The organism is Psychrobacter sp. 4Dc, assembly GCF_002836715.1.
GTDB lineage: Bacteria > Pseudomonadota > Gammaproteobacteria > Pseudomonadales > Moraxellaceae > Psychrobacter.
On the sequence record NZ_PJAT01000156.1, the window covers coordinates 1 to 17,808 of the forward strand.

The following is a 17,808-nucleotide window of genomic DNA, read 5'->3' on the forward strand; positions in this document are numbered from 1 at the left end:
GGAAATGTGATGTCGAAGCAAGTCGAATTAGTGCTAGGAGCCAATACGGTTATCGAAAATCCAAAATGCTCGATCGCATTTTCTACTACTAAACCATTAGAGTTTGGACAGCAGCTTGGGCTATTATGGTTGCCATTAGATGCCCACCGTAAAGCAGTTTGTAGTCCTGCTTATTTACATGAGTCTAAAGACTGGGCTCAGCTCGATAACAAGGATAATCCAAGCGCATGGCAGTTAGATTTACCCCAGTTATTTGATACACTTGGCGTTAATTTCTTACAACTGATTGCTTATGTTTATCATGAGCCAAGCCTAAACTTGCCAGCGGTAGAGTTAAATGACGTAAGCCTCACGCTCAACAACGGGGATATTCGCTATAACTTCACAACGAACGAGCGGCATGTCAAAGCGGCGATTATATTAGAAATATATCAACGTAATAGACATTTCAAATGTCGTGCGCTTGGCGAGGCATCAACCCAAGGCTTAGCGAGCCTTGAACATCATGTACAGGTTAGTCTGGATATTCGTCCACCTAGCACACATACACTTATTCAAGAAGCGCAACAGCAGCAGCGTACTCAACCAAACAACGAAGCTCGCCCTCCCCGTCATGTACAAGCAGGCGAGACTTGGACAGGAACAGCGTTTGCTATTGATCCCTATCATCTGCTGACCTGCTATCATGTGATTGAGTCAGCAGCAATGGTTGGCATACGTCAGCAAAGTCAGCCTGATCGCGAGGCACAAGTCGTATTCAGCGATATCGGAAGCGATTCAGCTATTATTAGAGTTAGCGACCCTTTGCCTAGCTACCTCCCATTGGCGCAGCAATGTGTTGATATATTGGGTGAGACCATTACCACACTGGGGTTTCCGTTATCAGGACTGAGTAGCCAACTGCAAGTCACTCAAGGCTGTATATCAGGATTGACAGGTTTAAATAACGATATCCGTCATATGCAATTCACCGCACCCATTCAGCCTGGATCTAGTGGTAGTCCTTTATTATTGCCGACTGGAGAGGTCGTCGGTATGGTCACGTCTAGTCTGGTTCATGAACATGCACAAAATATGAACTATGCGGTGAAATTTCAGTTATTATCTGCCCTACTGGCGAGCGCTGGTATCAGTTTGGAGAACACGTCTGATTTGACCAGTGCTACGCCTCTTACAACACCTCAGCTAAGCAAGCAAAGTCGCAGTGCCTTATGGCTGGTTGGCTGTCAGGGTTAAGAAATCTATTCGATATATAAATAAAAGCGCCAAGGAATATGAATGTTAAATGAGCAACACAGTACGACCATCACCCTACCCCGTGGTACGCTAGATCTAACTTACCAAACCAACTCAGCCACTAATAAATCAGCCATCAATCAAAATGGCGCTGAACAACACGAGCATTATCAATTAGAAGATTTACTAGGATTTGCCCAGCGTATTAATCCAAAGCGTGCATTTTTGTTTGTCTCAAAAGTGCTAGGTCGTCATATTCCCGTTGCGCCAAGCATCATGCGAGAGGCATTTACTGATTTGGCTAACTTAGTGCCTAGTGACTTGCCTGAGCCAGTGCTAGTCATTGGTATGGCAGAGACCGCTGTTGGTCTATCTGCTGGTGTCCATCAAGCGCTACAAACGCGCTATCCTCAAGCGCTACTATTAAACTCTACGCGTCATGCACAGCACGATGAAAGTAGTGATCCAAATGGTACCGACTCCTTGCTAACAACGTTTTGTGAAGATCACAGTCATGCCAGCCAGCATTTGATTTATCAGAGCAAAGACAGCGTTACTCAAGCGCAGCTCCTGGCCAGTAAAACACTGATTATGGTCGATGATGAAGCCTCAACGGGCAATACCTGTGTTAATGTCGTCACTGCCTTACGTGAAGCAGGATTGACCCAGTTAGAGCAAGTACATCTGACGACACTGGTCGATTGGTCATTAGATCAAGAAAAACCTAATCCACAGTCAGATGCTAAGCCTGCACGTATGGCGGATCGTCTCGCTGGTATTGAGTTTCATCGCCATCATTTACTGTCTGGTGCTTGGCAATGGACAGATGCCCCCAATCCTGAACCCATCACAATGCCATCGGTTGATACTACTGCCGCTGGTAGTCAGGCACTCGGTGATACGGGTAATTGGGGCCGATTTCCAACGCTAGACAGTACAGATGGGTTTGCTAACTATCTTTCAAGTTTTCAGACTGCATTTACGCGCTTCGATGGCCAAGAAAACTTTGATGTTACTCAGCTACCAAGAAAAATCTTAGTCTTGGGCAGCAATGAGTTTGTTTGGTTGCCGTTTCTATTGGCTGAATGGCTTGAAACAGAGTCCGGCAAGCTCAACGAAGATACAGCTGCGACTGTCAATTTTAGCGCATTAACCCGCTCACCGATTGCGCTTGGTGGGGCGATTACCACGATGCTGAGCTTTAGCGATAATTACGGGCTTGGTATGACCAATTTTGCTTATAACGTTGAGCCTAGTGATTGGGATTTGATTGTGTTGTGTTTAGAAACATCAGCTGATAGTGTGGATGCTATGTGGCGAGGTTTGGATAACGTGCTGGTGGTGAGCCCTAGTCATTAAACTGCTCTCTAACTTTCAAACCTATTATTTACGGACGATGCCATGCCTACCTCCTTTTTTAAAGCCAACCCAGACATTATTAAGCCTTATGCTTTGATGGATTTGGATGACACGTTGTTCCAAACCCAGCGTAAAATTAACGCTTGGGATTTACCCACTACTGAGCCTGAAACTTTGGTTTGTGCGACGGTCAATAAACAAGACGAACCTTTAAGCTTTATGAGCCAGCGCCAAGCAACCTTTTTTAATTGGCTACTTGCCAGCACCGAATTAATTGTAGTGACGGCGCGAGATCGTAGTGAAATAAAACGCGTTAAGCTGCCATTTGATAGCTGGCAAGTATTGACCCATGGAGCGATTATTTTAACGTCTGACGGAGCGCTGCTGAGCAGTTGGCAGCAGCATATGTATAGTAAGCTTGCGCCATTGCAAGATAAGCTTAATCAGTTAAGTCAGTTATTTGCCAGTCATAGTCAAAGCGAGCAAAGTCATTTAGTATTCACACCGCATATCGATAGCTTTAACAATGGTTCTATTGATGAAGAATTAACCATTTATCTGGCTATCAAACATGCGCAGAAGGATCATCAAGCGCTCGTAGATTTAGCTGAGAAACTGCCCACTTTGATACGTGATTTTGATCAAGATTTCTATGTGCATGTGAATGCCAATAACCTAGCGATATTGCCCCATGCGGTTCATAAGCGTCATGCGGTACAGTTTTTATTAGAGCATCATTTAGACCATCAGCGTCCCAGTTTTGGCTTTGGTGATAGCTTAGCTGATCTGCCTTTTTTGCAGTTATTGGACTGGTACGGTATGCCCAATCATGGCCAATTGCATGAGCAATACCAGTCTAAATCGTCAGGCTAAACCATCAGCTTAAACAACAGCCACGCAAATCCACTGTTATCATCAAGAGTGCTATTATTCATACTATGACTTTACCTAATATACAGACCAAAAGAGCCGATTTAAAAAACTATAGCTCAGGCAGCTATCTTGCAAGCGATGTCACTGTCCTACTCGATATGGTGGATAAGGACGCGGTTGCCGATGTGCCAGTCAGTCAAAAAGAAGCGCTTATTCAAAGCGGACAACGCCATTACTCTGACATGCTGACCTTAGAGCAAGCACCTACTGCAATGCATGAGCAGCTATACATACAGGCGTTAGAGCAAGGGTCAACAAGGACCGCGACTGATATCGCTCATTTGTCTCATACGCTACATCATGTTTTTCAGCAGAATGTGAGTGATGAGCATCCACTGGTTTTGGTCAGTTTGGTGCGAGCTGGTCTGCCAATTGGTGTGTTATTGCAGCGTGCGCTGTCGGATACAGACAGTAGCTATCGCTTGCCAAGTGTACATTATGGCATCAGTATCATTCGCGATCGTGGTCTTGATCCAGTGGCTTTGCAAATGCTACTGGATGCTTATCCAAACAGTCCAATCGTATTCGTCGATGGTTGGACAGGTAAAGGCGCTATTTATCAAGAGTTGGCTCGTAGTCTAGAGACGTTTAGCGATTCTACTAATGTTAATTTTGCCAACATTTTTCATCAAGGCGCTGACGTCATTCCGCTACTAACTCTTGCCGATCCGGCTGGCGTTGCTTGGCTGGCGGCTAGTGAAGAAGATTGGTTAATCCCATCGGGTTTGTTAAACAGCACCGTATCAGGATTAATTTCGCGTAGCTTATACACGGAGCCGTTATCAGGCCTGCATCGCAGTGTCTTTTATGATGATTTAATTGCGGTAGATCATAGCTTGGCATTTATCGAGCGTATCGATGCCGTGAGACGATCATTGGTTGCAACTCCAACGCGTTTACCGACTTACCAGCAGCCACGCTACCAGACGGCTGCATTGATAGAGACGCTGGCAGCAGATTATCATATCGTCAATCGCAACCGTATTAAGCCGACTATTGCCGAGGCAACACGTGCCATATTACGCCGTGATCCCGAACGTATATTGCTCGCCACTGCTGAGCACCCTGATACCGTACTGCTACGCCATTTATGTGCACAACGAAATATCACTATCAGTGTATTAGGTGATAAAATACTGCCTTATCAAGCCATCACGCTTATCAAGCAGCGCTCCCAAGACACTTAATACATTTAACGGTATTAAATACTTTCTTTTCCGTTCTCTTATACCCTCTACTTATGATGCCAATTATGTCAGATATGCTAAAAACCGAGTCAGAACTTTACAATGATACCCAATCTTATGCGCATCTGATCACTGAGCGTCATGCGATGGTCAAACCGCACACGCACCATCCATATCAGCTCGGTGCTAGCTTATACATGCCTGCGACTCGCCAAGATATTTGGCAAGTCATCAAGCGGGACAAACTACCGACGATTAATAGTATTATTATCTGTCTAGAAGATGCGGTCAGTCAGCAGGATGTTGAGTTGGCGCTTGAGCGTTTGCGCACCCTGCTGGATACTTGGACTGAGCATGTGAATAGCATTAATGCGCCATCTAAATCGGCAAAGATTCATGCCCAGCATCCGACGCGTCCACTGGTCTTTATACGTCCACGTAGCCCGATGATGCTACAGCAACTGGCTGATTATGCCCATATCGATCTTATCGATGGTTTCGTTATGCCAAAAGTCGATATGTATAGCTTATCTAACTGGCGCATGGCTTGTCAGAACCTAAAAGTAGATCAACTACTTATGCCGACGCTCGAAACCGCCGCGCTGTTTAATCCGCATCACAATCAGGAGCTTGCCATCGCTTTTAAAGAAGCGTTTAGCCAGCCAGTTTTTGCATTGCGTATCGGCGGTAATGACTTGTTCGCAGCATTACGCTTACGCCGCCCAAAAAACAGTATTGTCTATGACTCGCCTATCGGTACGTTGGCTTATCAAATGCTTGGCTGTTTTGTGCCGCATGGTTTTTATCTTACCGCGCCAGTATTTGAGTACTTGGATCAGCCGACGCTGTTTATGCAAGAGCTGAACCGAGATGTCAGCTTAGGGATGGTGGGCAAAACTGTCATTCATCCAAGCCAAATCGCCCTAGTACAGCAAGCTTACTGTGTGCCATTGAGTACATTGGATGAAGCACAAGCGATCCTTCATTCTGAGGCTAAAGCAGTATTTAAGTACAATAATACGATGCTAGAGCCTGCGACGCACCGTGCTTGGGCGACTGAAATTGTTAATCGTGCAGAAGCCTTTGGAACCATTGATGATGGACATAGCCAATACAGCTCACGAATGTAGCTTTCATTGCCGATAATGACTGTCTGCCATTTAACAACTTGCACCATACAAAAAGCCGCTATCAAATAACAGGTAGCGGCTTTTTTATATAGATATATGCTCAGGATTTCCTATAGATATATGCTTAGGACCTTCTATAGATATGAGGCTTCAAAGCTCTCGAACAGTATCTATATTAAGCACAACTTTCCAAAAACTGACGAAGTACTTTGTTCACTTGATCAGGCTCTTCTACTGTCGATGTATGACCAGCACCTTTGATAATAGCAAGCTTGGACCCAGCGATAGCAAAATGCATGCGTTCAGATTTGGCATAAGGCGTGGCGGCATCTTCATCCCCAACCACAATCAGTGTCGGCGTTGTAATCTCACCCAACTGCTCATAAGTACCTGTACGCTCAATCACGCCCATTGTTGCTTTGACCACACCGCCCTTGCGATTGCTTTGTAGCATTGTTAGCCACTGCTTACGATCAGATTTGCGCAGCTTATCTGCCAAAAACGTACTGCCAAACATAATTGGCATCACTTTATTACTCACACGCTTCATACCTAGCCAGCGAATCGCTTTGACCAGCTTGCGATACTGAGGTATATTTTTTGGATCTTCAGGGTCAGCAGAGGTTTCTAACAGCGTTAATGACAACAGCAACTCAGGGCGTTTGAGCGCAATACGTTGAGCCACGAACCCGCCCATAGATAGCCCAACAAAGTGACATTTATCAATACCAAGCGCTGCAAGTAAGCCAAGCGTATCTTCAGTCAGCGTCTCCATATCGTAGCCAGATTTGGTAACCTGCGACTGACCTTGCCCGCGAAAATCAAAAGCAATACAACGATAGTCTGTTTGAAAGTGCTCCACTTGCTTGTCATACATCTGTGAGCTCCACAGTAGACCATGAGCAAATACGATAACAGGCTTTTGTGTGTCATTCGGTGCGCTGTCTTCGTAATAAATATCAGCGTTATTTACAGTGATAGTTGGCATAACCACATCCTTGTTTGATCAATGAAAAGTTCGAGCGTACCCTTGTGTCTTTTACGACTCTTTTACGCTCAACCTGGCATATTAGCATAATCCATTAACCCCTTAGGTCATAGCCTTTTTACGAGCCAGTCGTTTTGTCTCATTAGCTAGCATCAGCTTTTACGATAGAATAGTAAAGTTTACCAGTATTTAGATGTGTCTTACGCGCCCACAAAACACGCTTTTATAATCGTAGCAAGCTGCTATAGTAATCAGCATTGAACCATTTTCACCTTTATCTCAAAGCGTTGTCATTGATACAGAATATTAAAACAGTCATTTAAAATAAGGAAATCTCAAATGTCACAGTCTCTCGTCGATTATCAAGTTGCAGAGCACATTGCTACCATTACTTTTAACGATCCAAAAAGCTTAAACGCTTTTGGCACACCCTTAAAAAACCAAGTCTTGATAGCGCTAGATAAAGCGGCCGCAGATGATCAAGTACGTGCAATTATTTTACAAGGGGCTGGTGGTAACTTCTCAAGCGGCGGCGATATTAAAGAGATGTTGTCTGAAGGATTAGACAAGGATATTGTTTCAAACAAATTAAGAGGCATGGTAGAAGGCGTAGGCGAAGTCAGCTTAAAGTTACGTCATATCCATAAGCCGATTATTGCCAAATTAGAAGGCGCTGTAGCTGGTGCTGGTATGAACTTGGCGCTTACTTGTGACTTCCGAATTGCCGCAGACAATGCGAAGTTTGTACAAGCATTTGTTAATATCGGCCTAGTGCCAGATGCAGGTGGTATTTACTTATTAAACCAATTGGTTGGTGCAGCAAAAGCCACTGAGCTTGTAATGCTAGGTGATAAGCTAAAAGCAGAAGACATGACACGTTTAAATCTAGTGAACAACGTGGTTAGTGCTGAAGAACTAGATGCCACCGTACAAGCATTGGCGCTACGATTGAGCCAGCTACCAGGCAAAGCGTTAGCCGCTATGAAAGAGAGCTTCAACGTACACGCCTTCGCTGGTTTGAGCGCGGCGTTAGATACGGAAGTTGAGCAACAGACCGTAATGGCAAAAACCGATGACTTTATCGAAGGGGTTAGCGCCTTTATAGCAAAGCGTAAGCCTGTATATCAAGGTAAGTAAATAATACTGTAGCACAATAAATTTGAATAACTACCCCGCTGCTATTGAATAGCATCATCGAAAAAGCTGCCCATAGATAGGCAGCTTTTTTGTGGTCAACGTCACCATTACTCATTGAAAGACAGATATTAGCTAAGCGGTAGATGCGGTCTTATAGTGATAAGGTAAAGTAAATATCTTGTCAAAGATAAAGGTAAACACAAAGTTATAAATCAAGAAGAATACCAGTAAAGCCGCTTCCATCATAAATGCTTGAAGCAAACCTACATGATACCAAAACATATACAGTGGCAAGCAGATTAACACCAGCCCACCCTCAAAACCAAAAGCATGAACACTGCGTATCCATAACGTGCGACGTACAATGCGCCTGCGACGTTCCCACGCTTCAAAAGCGGTATTATATATAAAGTTCCAAACGACGGCTGCTACCGACATCATTACGGCGATTGGTAAGGATTCTGATGCATCACTGTGACTGAGTTTCATCAATATAAGGGTAGATAAGATAATCGCGATAATTTCGAAGGCGGTCACATAAATTAAGCGACGTTTAAGCGGTGATAAGGTCATCAACCAAGACTCCAAAGCACCTGTATTTAAACAGCAAGGTGCATGTCAAAGTATCGGTCCGTCCCGAGTTAGAAAAGATAAATAAAGTGCAAAGCCACGGTTTCCGCCTGCCCCTATATTATACATAAACCAAACTCAAAAATCAGTGAGGACATTTGTAAACAGGCATAAGCCGTTTTATTAACGATTATCGCCTGTTTTAACCGGACTATTTTGCCGGTAGACCCCATTTATTGGTTTCAGGCTTGGTATCACTCGCTAGAAATACTAGCAATATAATAGAGCCTATCAGTGGCACTATCCCTATCAAAAACCACCATCCTGAGCGGCTAGTATCATGTAAGCGACGGATAGTCACGGCAAGACCAGGCAGAAATAAACCAAGTACCGCTACTATGTAAAATAAACCTGTCTCTGAGCTGAATATTAATGCGTCTAGCAGCATTGCAACGATCATCACCCCCATTTGCACTAGAAAGAAATACCAATATTCTTTACGGCGAGCACGATCAGAAAAATTCGTGTAATTTCTCATGCCCTTTTTAAACCAGTCAATGATGCCGTAATTTTCTTCAGCATTATGATTGTTAGCCATCGTAGATCTGGGCAATGGCGGCGGTGTTGCTTTATCGAGCTTGATATTATTTTCCATAGGGCTTTTTATCTCAGTCGTGAAAAGTAGAAATAGTCAGTGAAAATTATCAACAATTGGCTTTGATTATAGATACTCAATAAAAGTTTGTAAATGAATACTAGTTTTCTTAGAGTCATTAATAAAAAACCCCGCATCATGACGATACGGGGTTATTTTTTATGTATAAAGTTTTTAGTATAAAGCCTCTAATTTTAAAAGCTTATATACTCAAGATTAGGTCAACTGAGCAACGTTAATCTTGTCTGCTTCTTCAGTATAGTCTTCCATACGGTCGAAGTTCATGTATTGATAGACTTCATCACCCATGCTGTTTAGCATACCAGCATACTGCTGATACTCATCGTTAGTCGGCAATTTACCAAGTACCGCTGCGACTGCTGCAAGCTCTGCAGAAGCTAGGTATACGTTAGCGCCTTGACCTAGACGGTTTGGGAAGTTACGAGTTGAGGTCGATACCGCAGTAGATTTTGGTGCGATACGTGCTTGGTTACCCATACATAGTGAACAACCTGGCATTTCAGTTCGAGCGCCGGCTTGTGCATAGATGTTGTAGTAACCTTCTTCCATCAACTGACGTGCATCCATCTTAGTAGGTGGTGCAATCCATAGACGAGTCTTCAGGCTACCTGCTGGTACGTCTTGTAGCAATTTACCAGCGGCACGGAAGTGACCGATGTTAGTCATACATGAACCAATGAATACTTCATCAATGGTGTCACCAGCCACGTCTGCTAGCGTTTTTGCATCATCTGGATCGTTCGGGCAGCAAAGGATAGGCTCTTTGATTTCGCTCATATCGATAGTGATGTCGATCGCGTATTCAGCATCGTCGTCAGCACGCATGAGGCTTGGGTTAGCCAACCACTCTTGCATTTGCTCAACACGGCGGCTGATCGTACGTGCATCGCCATAGCCTTCTGAAATCATCCACTTAAGCAGCGTGATGTTTGAGTTTAGGTACTCAGTCACTGACGCTTCAGACAAAGTGATGGTACAACCAGCAGCACTACGCTCAGCTGAGGCATCAGACAATTCAAACGCTTGCTCAGCGGTCAAATCTTCTAGACCTTCGATTTCAAGAATACGGCCGTTGAACTCGTTGATTTTACCTTTCTTATCAACCGTCAGGTAACCTTCTTTGATCGCTTGATAAGGAATCGCATGTACTAGGTCACGTAGAGTGATACCAGCTTGACGCTCACCAACAAAACGAACACGAACAGATTCAGGCATATCAAGTGGCATTACACCAGTTGCAGCTGCGAAAGCAACTAGACCAGAACCCGCTGGGAACGAGATACCCATTGGGAAACGAGTATGCGAGTCACCACCAGTACCAACGGTATCTGGAAGTAGCATACGGTTCAACCATGAGTGAATGATACCATCACCTGGACGTAAGCTTACGCCGCCACGGTTCATGATAAAGTCAGGTAGTGTATGCTGAGTCTCAACGTCAACTGGCTTTGGATAAGCAGCAGTATGACAGAATGACTGCATCACTAGGTCTGCTTGGAAACCTAAACATGCTAAGTCTTTTAGCTCATCACGCGTCATTGGACCAGTCGTATCTTGAGAACCGACCGTCGTCATCTTAGGCTCACAGTACATACCTGGACGTACGCCTGTCAGGCCACAAGCTTTACCAACCATTTTCTGTGCAAGCGTAAAGCCTTTACCGGTATCAGCTGGCTCTTCTGGCTTAGCAAAGATATCTGAATGACCAAGACCCATATACTCACGAGCACGGTTAGTCAAACCACGACCAACGATTAATGGAATACGGCCGCCAGCACGAACTTCATCAAGCAATGTTGGTGAGTTTAGTGAGAACGTTGATAGTACTTCATCAGAGTCATGCTTAGTGATTTTGCCTTCGTACGGATAGATGTCAAATACATCGCCCATGTTTAGGTTATCGACTGCCACTTTTTCGATTGGCAATGCGCCAGAATCTTCCATCGTGTTGAAGAAGATAGGAGCGATATTGTTACCAAGTACGAGACCGCCGCCACGTTTGTTTGGCACGTTAGGGATATCTTCACCCATCAACCAAAGTACTGAGTTGGTCGCAGACTTACGGCTAGAACCAGTACCAACAACGTCACCAACATAGGCTAGCGGATGGCCTTTTTCTTTCAGTGCTTCGATTTGCTTCATTGGGCCAACAACGCCCTCTTCGTCAGCATTGATGCCGTCACGAGAGTTTTTGTGCATGGCTAGTGAATGCAATGGGATATCAGGACGGCTCCATGCGTCTTGCGCAGGTGACAAGTCATCCGTATTGGTTTCGCCAGTTACTTTGAACGTCGTGTAAGTGGTTTTCTTTGGTACTTCAGCACGGTTCAAGAACCATTCTGCGTCAGCCCAAGACTGAATCACTTCTTTAGCAATAGTGTTGCCAGCTTCAGCTTTTTCAGTCACGTCATTGAACGCGTCAAATACTAGCAAAGTTTTCTTTAGTGCTTCAGCAGCGTCTTGTGCAACTTCGCTATCATCTAGTGCAGCAACTAGTGGCTGAACATTGTAGCCACCTTGCATAGTGCCTAGAATTTCAACAGCTTTTTGCTTGCTGATAAGTGGTGATGATGTTTCACCCTTTAAGATAGCAGCCAAAAATGCCGCTTTAACGTATGCTGCTTGGTCAACACCAGCAGGGATACGGTTTTCTAATAGGTTCATCAAGAACGCATCTTCGCCTGCAGGCGGGTTCTTTAATAATTCAACCAACTCTACTACTTGTTTTTCATTTAGTGGTAGGGGTACAGTTCCTAGCTCAGCACGTTCTTCGACATGTTTACGATAAGCTTCTAACACAATAGTCGTCCTCGTCAGTTGGGGTGTAGCACATTACGTGGGTAGTCAGTATGACTGCCTGCGTCTATATACTATATGAAATAATTATCCGTGCAATCATAGCTTAAAACGCTTTAAATGTTAATGGCTCAGCTCTGAAAAGGCGCATAGTAAGGCCATATTGAACATTTATTATAAAAATAGTGCCATCAATAATATGATTGTAGCGCTCATTATAACTGGCATTTGCCTGATTACGCTTATCAATAAGCGCTTGCTTTATGACTGAGCAGACACCATATGACTGATATACGATTTTGTAAGAAACAACTTCGATAAAATTTCGCTTAAAAAAATGTAGCAACTTAGATTTATTAATAGTCGATGTATTAACAGTCGATTTGGTAAAAACATTTTGGTGTAAACATTAAGGACGACGATATGACTGATAGCAATACGGACAACAATCCTAACTATGACAATGGTCTCAAGGTACGCACTGAGGTCATGGGTGAGCAGCATGTCAAACGCTCGCTTGATGCTGCCACAGGATTTACCCAACCGCTGCAAGACTGGATTATCGAACACGCTTGGGGCAGCACTTGGCAAGATGACTCAGTATTACCGCGTAAATATCGCTCATTAATCACTATTGCCTTTTTAATTGCCCAAAAAAGCCCAAACGAGTTGAAAGGTCATATACGCGGTGCCATTAACAACGGGGCTAGTGTCGCTGAGATTAGAGAAGTGCTCATGCATAGCTTGCCGTACTGCGGTGCACCTGCTACTCAAGAAGCGTTTCGTGCTGCCATAGATATACTGAATGAGTTGGAAATCGATATAGATATTTAAAACTATGGTCGTCCGAGCAATCATAGTAATCTTAACAATATTGTTTAAAAATTGACGACCAAATTTCTGCTATAATATCTGCACTCATAAAACATTCTGATAATTCCATAAACCCTTATAATATAAAGGGTTAAGAGATAACTCCATTATGACAACTGCCGTACAAACACATGTACCTGCTGCTAAGGCCAAACCAAAAAAAGCCATCCAAGGCGAAAAGCTACGTGGCTATGACAAAGTTGCCCGTATCCCAATTAAGGTGATCCCGACTGTCGAGGCAAAGAAAAAGCCTGATTGGATTCGGGTAAAAATGTCCTCGCCTGCTGAAGTCGCTCGTATCAAAGCAACCTTGCGTGAGCAAAAGCTTTATACCGTCTGTGAAGAAGCGGCCTGCCCTAACCTGCCACAGTGCTTCGCTGATGGTACAGCCACCTTTATGATCATGGGTGATATCTGTACGCGTCGCTGCCCGTTCTGTGATGTCGGTCATGGTCGTCCTAATGAGCTAGACAAGGATGAGCCGCGTCATACCGCTGAGACGATTCAAGGTCTACAGCTTAAGTATGCCGTAATCACCTCTGTCGATCGCGATGACCTAAAAGACGGCGGTGCGGGACATTTTGTGGAAGTGCTAAACGAATCAAGAGCGCTTAGCCCAAACTGCTTGATTGAAATCCTTGTACCAGATTTCCGTGGTCGTATGGATATCGCATTAGATTTATTGACAGAGACTGCACCAGATGTGTTTAACCACAACATCGAAACCGTGCCACGTCTATACAAAGCTTTCCGTCCAGGTTCTGACTATCAGCATTCACTAGATTTGCTTAAAATTTATAAAGAGCGTCGTCCTGATATCGCTACCAAGTGCGGCTTTATGGTTGGTCTTGGCGAGACCGAAGAAGAGATCTATGCCCTACTCGATGATCTAAAAGCGCATGATGTAGATATGATCACTATCGGTCAGTATCTACAGCCTAGTAAAAACCATGCGCCTGTCGATCGTTATGTCCATCCAGACGAGTTCCAACGCTATATGGACTACGGCAAAAAAATCGGCTTCTTTAGCATTTGGGCAGGTCCAATGGTACGCTCAAGCTACTTTGCAGATCGTCAATACTATGGCGAAGATTGCCCAGCACCTATCCGTAGCAAAAAAGCATTAGAAGCTGAAGGCAAACTTGGCTGCTAATTTAGTAATAAAGTGATGCGAAAATAATTGTGAACAGCAGTCGCTAAAACATTTCTTAAGAATATTAAAAAGGGTGAATAACAGATTTGTTATTCACCCTTTTTTTAGCTTTATTAGACTTACGAATGATTAAACCTAACGCTTTACACGGTTAAAGTTGGCGTTGGCTTTCCAGCTGTTTTTATATTGAATGCAGCAATACCAAGGACAATAATACCACCTGCGATACCAGTCGTAATCTCAGGATAAATCAGCAATAAAGCACCAATAGCTAAGATGATACGAGTTACCGTATTCATACTGCCTCTGAAGTACCCTTCAAGTGCTGAGCTTAGCGCAATAACACCCGTCACCGAAGTCACTACCACTGTAATGATATCTACAATAGGTGGCAGCGGGAAATCTTTTGCCGTGACTGCTAGGCCGGTTGGATCTATCATCAACATCGTTGGATTATAGATAAACATAAACGGCACGATAAATCCTGCGAGGGCAAGTTTGAGGGACAAGAACCCTGTTTTCATCGGATCACCACCGGATATCCCTGCACCCGCAAAGGCTGCAAGACACACAGGCGGTGTAATATTGGCAAAGATACCAAAATAAAAAACAAACATGTGCGCTGATAAGATTGGAATATCAAAACCGGCCAATGCTGGTGCAGCCATGGTCGCCGTAATGATATAGGCAGGAATAGATGGTAATCCCATGCCTAAAACCATTGATGCCAACATCGTTAAGATAAGCGTAAAGAATAGTGATCCTGCACCTAGCGTGACGATAGAAGATGTCATCACCGTACCAAAACTGGTTAGGCTCACAACCCCAATGATAATACCGACGACCGCACAGGCAGCCATTACCGCTAGTGACTGGCGCGCACCATCTTCTAACGCACCCAAAATATCAGAAAAGCTCATGCGCGTTTCGGCACGTAGCATACTGATCACAACGGTGAAGCCAATGGTATAAGCTGCTGCATATCCCACAGGTACGTTTCTGATTAATAAGAAAATCAAGAAGACAATCGGTAATAGCATATGACCGCGGGCTTTCAATACTTCTTTGACCGCTGGTAAATTTTCTTTAGCAATACCTTTTAGATCACGACGTCCAGCGCGGAAATGCACCTGCGCGATGACGCCTAAATAGTACAATATCGCTGGTAATAATGCTGCTAAGGCAATCGTGCTATACGGCAAGCCTGTTGTCTCCGCCATAATGAAGGCACTGGCACCCATAATCGGTGGCAAAATCTGTCCACCAACCGAAGCACTGGCCTCAACTGCACCCGCGAAATCTTTGTGATAGCCGACCTTTTTCATCAACGGAATGGTAAAGGCACCTGTACTAACCACATTTGATAAAGCTGAGCCATTGATACTACCCATAAAGCCACTAGAGATGACTGCTACTTTTGCAGGTCCGCCCTTCTTATGACCAGCGATAGCCAATGCCAAATCATTAAATAACTGCCCCATTCCTGAACGTGCTAAGAACGCACCGAACAGAATAAATAAGAAAATAAAAGTGACCGAGGCACCAATGGCAACAGAGTATAAACCTTCTGTTTTCAAGAATAATTGACCAAAGATATCACCCATATCATAAGGGCGAGTCAAAAGTCTGTCAGGCATAAAGTCTAGATGACTGACAAATGGATAGGCCAAAAATATGCCGGCCAAGATTGGCAAAATCCAACCAGTAATACGGCGACTGCCTTCTAGTACGCAGACTACCGTAATCAAAGAAAATATCACATCGACCTGATTGGCCATACCGCCACGTGAAGTCACGATATCTTGATACTCATAAATGAGATAGCCCATACCAGATAGAGATAAGGCAAACCAAATCCAGTCATACCATGCCACTCGCTTGCGACTGCTTTTTTTACTGGCTGGAAAAATCAGGAATATCAATGCAAAACCAACACCCACGTGTACAGAGCGCTGTAACAGTGCCGGCATTGGATTAAAAGTGATATATAAATGAAACAGTGAATAGAGTATACAAATGCCAGCGATAAAATACTTCACTGGTCCTTGAGTGATATGACGCGTGATTGACTCTCGGTCATATTTTTCCAATACTGCTCGGTTGACCGCATCCGCCTCAGCATCGTTATCAACTTGAGCATCTGGCATGGTAGTCACACTACCTTGATCCGTCACTTGGGAGTTCATGACAAAAGTCCTTTTTAAATCTATCAATTAAATCATACGTCTTAGGCATGATCACCACTTCAGAATAGTCTGGCACCCACTGGTGAATCAAGAAACGATGACTACCATAATCCATTTCACCTTTGGTCAGTCTAGATACGACCCAATTAAGGCGAGGCAGTTTTTCGTTGATTTGATAACCCAGATAGCCAGGCTTTTGTATAGGAGCGAGCATTTCGGTGGAGGGTGTCCCCGCACCGAACGCTTCAAAATAGGTCATGGTCAGTAACAGCTCCGCACCTGCTGTACTGCTGCCGTCTATGCGTTGATACTGCTCTTCCCACCACTGTTTTTCTACAGAATGTATCCAACGTAGCTGAAAATCAGGCTCATTGAAGTAACAAACCTTATCATCAGCACCATCTACGCCTGCGACTCGCACTTCAACGACAGACTGAAGCGTAGAGCCTAACCATAGCGTAAAAAAAACCAGCGCTGCAATAAATGCCGCGCCAGTTGATAACCATAATGAATTACTTGGCTGCTTGTTCGTCATAGTACTTTTTAGCTCCAGGATGGATTGGGGCTACCATGCCATCACGAGCAGTTTCTAGACTGATATCATTGGCCGCTTGGTGAGCTGTTTTTAGACCATCTAAATTGTCAAACAATGCTTTGGTTAGTTTATAACCATCCGCTTCAGATAGGTCAGAGCTAACCAATAGTGCATTCATGATTGCTGCAGTTGGTACGGCTGTTTCGTTGCCATAAGTGCCAGCAGGAATCTCAAAGGTTTTGAAGTAAGGCTTGGTCGCGATGATTTCTTTTAGCTTGTCTTGGTTGATAGTGACAATCTGTAAATCTAAACCTTGCTCTAACTCCATCAAAGATGAATTTGGTAGGCCGCTACTAAAGAATGCCGCTTCGATCTTACCTGCTTTCATACCATCAGCAGCTTCAGCAAAGCCTAGATAATCAACGGTGACATCATCATATGTGATACCAAACCCTTCCAGTAAAGTACGAGCGTTGACTTCTGTACCAGAACCTTGATCGCCTACCGCAATACGCTTGCCTCGTAAATCTTCAATGTTTTTGATACCAGATTTTTTTGAGGTTACGATTTGTACCACGTTAGGGTACAAAACAGCAATCTGCTGAATGTTGGTGATTGGCTGCTCAAAGTTGTTTTTACCTTCGACAGCATCCGTCACTACGTCACTCAGTGCCAAGACCATGTCGACCTTGCCTTGGGTCAATAGATTGACGTTTTCGACTGATGCGCCAGTGGTTTGAGTTTTTGAGTTTACGCCAAAAGTTTTGACATAGACTTCAGACAACGAAGTACCAATGATGTTGTAAGGGCCAGATGCACCGCCAGTAGCGATGGTCAAAAACTTAGTATCAAGCTTATCTGCTGCAGTATCTGTTGCCGCGCTATCTGCAGATGCAGTATCACTGCCCTCTGAGCTTGGAGATGAGCATGCGGTTAGACCTAACGCAGCACTCAACATAGCTGACAAAAGTAATGGGGATTTTAAAGAATTAAGCATTGAATTCATCCTTGAAGTGGTCGATTTTGTACGTTTAACAATATCCGTATTT

The 17,808-nt window shown here is 44.1% G+C and carries 15 protein-coding genes; 8 read left to right on the forward strand and 7 right to left on the reverse strand.

Features of this window, described 5'->3' with window-relative positions; genetic code table 11:
* From CXF61_RS13890 to CXF61_RS13910, 5 genes are all read left to right on the forward strand, one after another.
* Positions 1-1,236: S1 family peptidase (locus tag CXF61_RS13890; protein WP_227526719.1), on the forward strand; the 1,236-nt coding region annotated here is incomplete at its 5' end.
* 42 nt (positions 1,237-1,278) lie between these two features.
* Positions 1,279-2,595 carry a phosphoribosyltransferase domain-containing protein gene (locus CXF61_RS13895; RefSeq protein WP_165598640.1) on the forward strand — a complete coding sequence of 439 codons (1,317 nt, stop codon included), beginning with the start codon at positions 1,279-1,281 and terminating at the stop codon, positions 2,593-2,595.
* A 42-nt stretch (positions 2,596-2,637) separates the two neighbouring features.
* A complete protein-coding gene (locus CXF61_RS13900; protein WP_165598641.1) occupies positions 2,638-3,468 on the forward strand; it encodes an HAD hydrolase family protein in 831 nt (276 codons plus the stop codon).
* Between the two features lie 65 nt (positions 3,469-3,533).
* Positions 3,534-4,715: a cysteine protease StiP domain-containing protein gene (locus CXF61_RS13905; RefSeq protein ID WP_165598642.1), complete on the forward strand. Its 1,182-nt coding sequence runs from the start codon at positions 3,534-3,536 to the stop codon at positions 4,713-4,715.
* Between the two features lie 65 nt (positions 4,716-4,780).
* The gene (locus tag CXF61_RS13910) at positions 4,781-5,845 is read left to right on the forward strand and encodes an HpcH/HpaI aldolase/citrate lyase family protein (RefSeq protein ID WP_227526720.1); all 1,065 of its coding nucleotides are present in this window, start codon (positions 4,781-4,783) and stop codon (positions 5,843-5,845) included.
* A gap of 175 nt (positions 5,846-6,020) precedes the next feature.
* On the opposite strand, the gene CXF61_RS13915 is transcribed toward CXF61_RS13910, so the two are convergent.
* Complete coding sequence (locus CXF61_RS13915) at positions 6,021-6,833, reverse strand: alpha/beta fold hydrolase (protein WP_165598643.1); 813 nt, start codon at positions 6,831-6,833, stop codon at positions 6,021-6,023.
* Between the two features lie 339 nt (positions 6,834-7,172).
* On the opposite strand from CXF61_RS13915, the gene CXF61_RS13920 reads away from it, so the two are divergent.
* A complete protein-coding gene (locus CXF61_RS13920; RefSeq protein ID WP_165598644.1) occupies positions 7,173-7,970 on the forward strand; it encodes an enoyl-CoA hydratase/isomerase family protein in 798 nt (265 codons plus the stop codon).
* A gap of 132 nt (positions 7,971-8,102) precedes the next feature.
* Here the strand turns inward: CXF61_RS13920 and CXF61_RS13925 are convergent, their stop codons facing one another.
* From CXF61_RS13925 to acnB, 3 genes are all read right to left on the reverse strand, one after another.
* Positions 8,103-8,543, reverse strand: coding sequence for a PACE efflux transporter (locus tag CXF61_RS13925; RefSeq protein WP_165598645.1), 441 nt, complete (start codon positions 8,541-8,543; stop codon positions 8,103-8,105).
* 208 nt (positions 8,544-8,751) lie between these two features.
* A complete protein-coding gene (locus tag CXF61_RS13930) occupies positions 8,752-9,195 on the reverse strand; it encodes a DUF805 domain-containing protein (RefSeq protein WP_227526721.1) in 444 nt (147 codons plus the stop codon).
* Positions 9,196-9,411: 216 nt separating this feature from the next.
* Positions 9,412-12,015, reverse strand: a complete 2,604-nt coding sequence (acnB, locus tag CXF61_RS13935) for a bifunctional aconitate hydratase 2/2-methylisocitrate dehydratase (protein WP_057760857.1) — start codon at positions 12,013-12,015, stop codon at positions 9,412-9,414.
* A gap of 420 nt (positions 12,016-12,435) precedes the next feature.
* Between acnB and CXF61_RS13940 the strand changes: the two genes are divergently transcribed.
* Together CXF61_RS13940 and lipA are read left to right on the forward strand one after the other, a co-directional pair.
* Positions 12,436-12,846: a carboxymuconolactone decarboxylase family protein gene (locus CXF61_RS13940; RefSeq protein WP_057760859.1), complete on the forward strand. Its 411-nt coding sequence runs from the start codon at positions 12,436-12,438 to the stop codon at positions 12,844-12,846.
* 148 nt (positions 12,847-12,994) lie between these two features.
* Positions 12,995-14,038, forward strand: coding sequence for a lipoyl synthase (lipA, locus tag CXF61_RS13945; protein WP_057760861.1), 1,044 nt, complete (start codon positions 12,995-12,997; stop codon positions 14,036-14,038).
* A 143-nt stretch (positions 14,039-14,181) separates the two neighbouring features.
* Here lipA and CXF61_RS13950 read toward each other — a convergent pair whose 3' ends face one another.
* Genes CXF61_RS13950 through CXF61_RS13960 form a run of 3 tightly spaced genes read right to left on the reverse strand, consistent with a single transcriptional unit; the run spans position 14,182 to position 17,756 of the window.
* Positions 14,182-16,185 carry a TRAP transporter permease gene (locus CXF61_RS13950; protein WP_165598650.1) on the reverse strand — a complete coding sequence of 668 codons (2,004 nt, stop codon included), beginning with the start codon at positions 16,183-16,185 and terminating at the stop codon, positions 14,182-14,184.
* Between the two features lie 10 nt (positions 16,186-16,195).
* The gene (locus CXF61_RS13955; RefSeq protein WP_165598646.1) at positions 16,196-16,759 is read right to left on the reverse strand and encodes a DUF1850 domain-containing protein; all 564 of its coding nucleotides are present in this window, start codon (positions 16,757-16,759) and stop codon (positions 16,196-16,198) included.
* Positions 16,737-17,756 (reverse strand): TAXI family TRAP transporter solute-binding subunit, encoded by a 1,020-nt coding sequence (locus CXF61_RS13960; protein WP_057760864.1) that lies wholly within the window; start codon positions 17,754-17,756, stop codon positions 16,737-16,739. The genes CXF61_RS13955 and CXF61_RS13960 overlap by 23 nt, the downstream gene beginning before the upstream one ends.
* Positions 17,757-17,808 lie beyond the last annotated feature (52 nt).

Coding starts and splice junctions, on each gene's coding strand:
- CXF61_RS13895 (WP_165598640.1), top strand. CDS start 1,279: ATGTTAAATGAGCAACACAGTACGACCATCACCCTACCCCGTGGTACG.
- CXF61_RS13900 (WP_165598641.1), top strand. CDS start 2,638: ATGCCTACCTCCTTTTTTAAAGCCAACCCAGACATTATTAAGCCTTAT.
- CXF61_RS13905 (WP_165598642.1), top strand. CDS start 3,534: ATGACTTTACCTAATATACAGACCAAAAGAGCCGATTTAAAAAACTAT.
- CXF61_RS13910 (WP_227526720.1), top strand. CDS start 4,781: ATGTCAGATATGCTAAAAACCGAGTCAGAACTTTACAATGATACCCAA.
- CXF61_RS13915 (WP_165598643.1), bottom strand. CDS start 6,833: ATGCCAACTATCACTGTAAATAACGCTGATATTTATTACGAAGACAGC.
- CXF61_RS13920 (WP_165598644.1), top strand. CDS start 7,173: ATGTCACAGTCTCTCGTCGATTATCAAGTTGCAGAGCACATTGCTACC.
- CXF61_RS13925 (WP_165598645.1), bottom strand. CDS start 8,543: ATGACCTTATCACCGCTTAAACGTCGCTTAATTTATGTGACCGCCTTC.
- CXF61_RS13930 (WP_227526721.1), bottom strand. CDS start 9,195: ATGGAAAATAATATCAAGCTCGATAAAGCAACACCGCCGCCATTGCCC.
- CXF61_RS13940 (WP_057760859.1), top strand. CDS start 12,436: ATGACTGATAGCAATACGGACAACAATCCTAACTATGACAATGGTCTC.
- lipA (WP_057760861.1), top strand. CDS start 12,995: ATGACAACTGCCGTACAAACACATGTACCTGCTGCTAAGGCCAAACCA.
- CXF61_RS13950 (WP_165598650.1), bottom strand. CDS start 16,185: ATGCCAGATGCTCAAGTTGATAACGATGCTGAGGCGGATGCGGTCAAC.
- CXF61_RS13955 (WP_165598646.1), bottom strand. CDS start 16,759: ATGACGAACAAGCAGCCAAGTAATTCATTATGGTTATCAACTGGCGCG.
- CXF61_RS13960 (WP_057760864.1), bottom strand. CDS start 17,756: ATGCTTAATTCTTTAAAATCCCCATTACTTTTGTCAGCTATGTTGAGT.